At 67.1% G+C, this 2,488-nt stretch carries 2 protein-coding genes (1 of these 2 cut by a window edge); both read right to left on the bottom strand.

The features are described from left to right. Positions 1-129: 129 nt before the first annotated feature. Complete coding sequence (locus AX692_RS18490; protein WP_073974892.1) at positions 130-1,977, bottom strand: ABCB family ABC transporter ATP-binding protein/permease; 1,848 nt, start codon at positions 1,975-1,977, stop codon at positions 130-132. 47 nt (positions 1,978-2,024) lie between these two features. Then, positions 2,025-2,488, bottom strand: partial view of a retroviral-like aspartic protease family protein gene (locus AX692_RS18485; protein ID WP_073977198.1) — the final stretch only. The gene runs 508 nt beyond the window's last position; 464 of the gene's 972 nt are visible here — the last part of the coding sequence; the start codon falls outside the window, past its right edge; the stop codon is at positions 2,025-2,027.

Here is a 2,488-nt window from a genome sequence, read left to right as displayed (position 1 = left end):
GGCGAGGAACAGGGCAAGCAGACGGGCGTGGCGCATGGGATCGCTTCTCTCTTCGCAGATGGGCGGCCCCCGGACAGGGGCTTGGCCAGAGAGGTAACGCCCGCAGGCCCGGCAGGCAATCCGCCCTGCCTATTCCGCCGCCTCGGCCGCAAGATCGTCCTCGCGCCGCTCGCTTGCCTGGCGGTTCCACATCTCCGCGTAGAGCCCGCCTCGCGCGATCAGCCCCGCATGGTCGCCGCTCTCGACCAGCCGACCGTGATCGAGCACGAGGATGTTGTCCGCGTCGGCGATGGTCGAGAGGCGGTGGGCAATCGCGATGGTGGTGCGGCCCTTGGCGATACGGCGCAGGGTCGCGAGGATCTCCTGTTCGGTGCGGGTGTCCAATGCGCTGGTGGCTTCATCCAGCAGCAGGATCGGCGGGTTCTTCACCAGCGTGCGGGCGATGGCGACGCGCTGCTTCTCTCCGCCCGAGAGCTTGAGGCCGCGCTCGCCCACCATCGTGGCGAAGCGATCGGGCAGGCGCTCAATCAGCGGGGTGAGCGCGGCATCGCGCGCGGCCTGCTCTACCTTCGCCATGTCCGCGCCCTCCGCCCCGTAGGCGATGTTATAGGCGAGGTCCTCGTTGAACAGCACCGAATCCTGCGGGACTATGCCGATCGCGGCGCGCACGCTCTCCTGCGTGACGTTCGCGATATCCTCGCCCCCCACCAGCACCCTGCCCGAGAGCGGATCGTAGAAGCGGAACAGCAGCCGCCCGATCGTGCTCTTGCCCGCGCCCGAGGGGCCGACGATCGCGGTGGTTGAGCCAGCGGGCACCTCGAAGCTGAGGCCGTTGAGGATTGTGCGCCCCGGATCATAGCCGAAGGTGACGTTGTCGAACACGACGGTGGGCCGCTTCACGATCAGCGCAGGCGCGCCGGGCTTGTCCTTCACCTCGATGTCGGTGTCGATCAGGCGGAACATCTCGGCCATGTCGATCAGGCCCTGACGGATCGTGCGATAGACCCAGCCCAATACGTCGAGCGGGCGGAACAGCTGGATCAGGTAGGTGTTCACCAGCACCAGATCGCCCACCGTCAGCGTGCCGGTGCTCCACCCCCACACGGTATAGGCCATCGCGCCCGCGACCAGCGCATTGGTGATCGCGCCTTGCGCCATGTTGAGCAGACCGACCGAATTCTCGGACTTGATTGCCGCCTCGGCATAGGCACGCGCGGCCTGCGAGTAACGGGCTTCCTCGCGGTGCTCGGCGCCGAAATATTTCACTGTTTCGTAATTGAGCAGCGAATCCACCGCGCGGTGCAGCGCGCGCCCGTCGAGATCGTTCATCTCGCGCCGCAGCTTGGTGCGCCATTCGGTGATCGCGCGGGTGACATAGACATAGGCGACCACCGTCAGCGCGGTCGCCGCGACCAGTTCGATCCCGAAATTGAAATAGAAGATCACGCCCACCGCGATCAGCTCGATGATGGTGGGCGCGATGTTGAAGAGCAGGAAATAGAGCATCTGGTCGATGCTCTTGGTGCCGCGCTCGATGATCTTGGTGACCTCGCCGGTGCGCCGCGCAAGGTGGAACCTGAGGCTGAGGCGATGGAGGCGGTGGAACACGTCCTCGGCAAGGTGGAGCGTCGCGATCTGGCCGACCCGCTCGAAGGCGATGTTCCTGAGATTGTCGAAGGCGACCGCGGTGAAGCGCCCCAGCGCATAGGCCGCCACCAGCGCAAGCGCGACCGTCACCCCCTCGCGCGCGGTGCCCGACATCGCATCGACCGCGCCCTTGTAGGCAAAGGGCAGCGCGAGCGTAACCGCCTTGGCCGCCAGCACCAGCCCCATCGCGATGGCGATGCGGGCGCGCAGGCCCGGGTTATCCTTCGGCCAGAGATAGGGAAGGAAGCGCTTCAGCGTCGCCCAACCCTCCACATCGCGCGCGCGAATCTTCTTGTGGGGATCGGCGGCGGGTGCGGTTTCGGGTGGCATGGAGCGGGATGTGGGCCTCGCGGGGCCATCCCGCAAGCAGGGCGAGGTCAGAACCGTGCGCGATAGAGCTCGCCGCGCTGCGCCTGGCGGATCGCGCGGGCGATGTCGGCGGGGACATCGAAGGCGACCCGCCTGCGCGCGAAGTCGATCGCCACCCGGTCGAACAGCGCAAGGTGCTGCATGCCGATCGACAGCACCGGCTGGTCCTCGAGGCCCAGCTCCGCGAAGGACGGGGCATCGGCGAAGGTCAGCGGTACATCGGTTAGCGAGAGGCCCTGGATCGAAAGCGTGCGCACCACCGCGATCTCGCCGAGGATGCCGACGCCGTTGACGTCGGTGGTCATGACTTCTTGCGCGCGGCGCGCGCGGATCTTCTCGCGCAGGGCGAGATTGCCGAGGCTCGCCTGCGCGCCGGTATCGATGATGACGGTGGCGCGCACGCCCTCGACCTCTGCATCGGTGATCAGCAGCTGGCCAAGCCGGCTGCGCGCGCGCACAACGATCTCGAACC

The sequence above is a fragment of the Erythrobacter donghaensis genome, assembly GCF_001557325.1.
Taxonomy (GTDB): domain Bacteria; phylum Pseudomonadota; class Alphaproteobacteria; order Sphingomonadales; family Sphingomonadaceae; genus Erythrobacter; species Erythrobacter donghaensis_B.
This window is presented reverse-complemented; position numbering and strand designations above follow the sequence as displayed.

Coding starts and splice junctions, on each gene's coding strand:
- AX692_RS18490 (WP_073974892.1), bottom strand. CDS start 1,977: ATGCCACCCGAAACCGCACCCGCCGCCGATCCCCACAAGAAGATTCGC.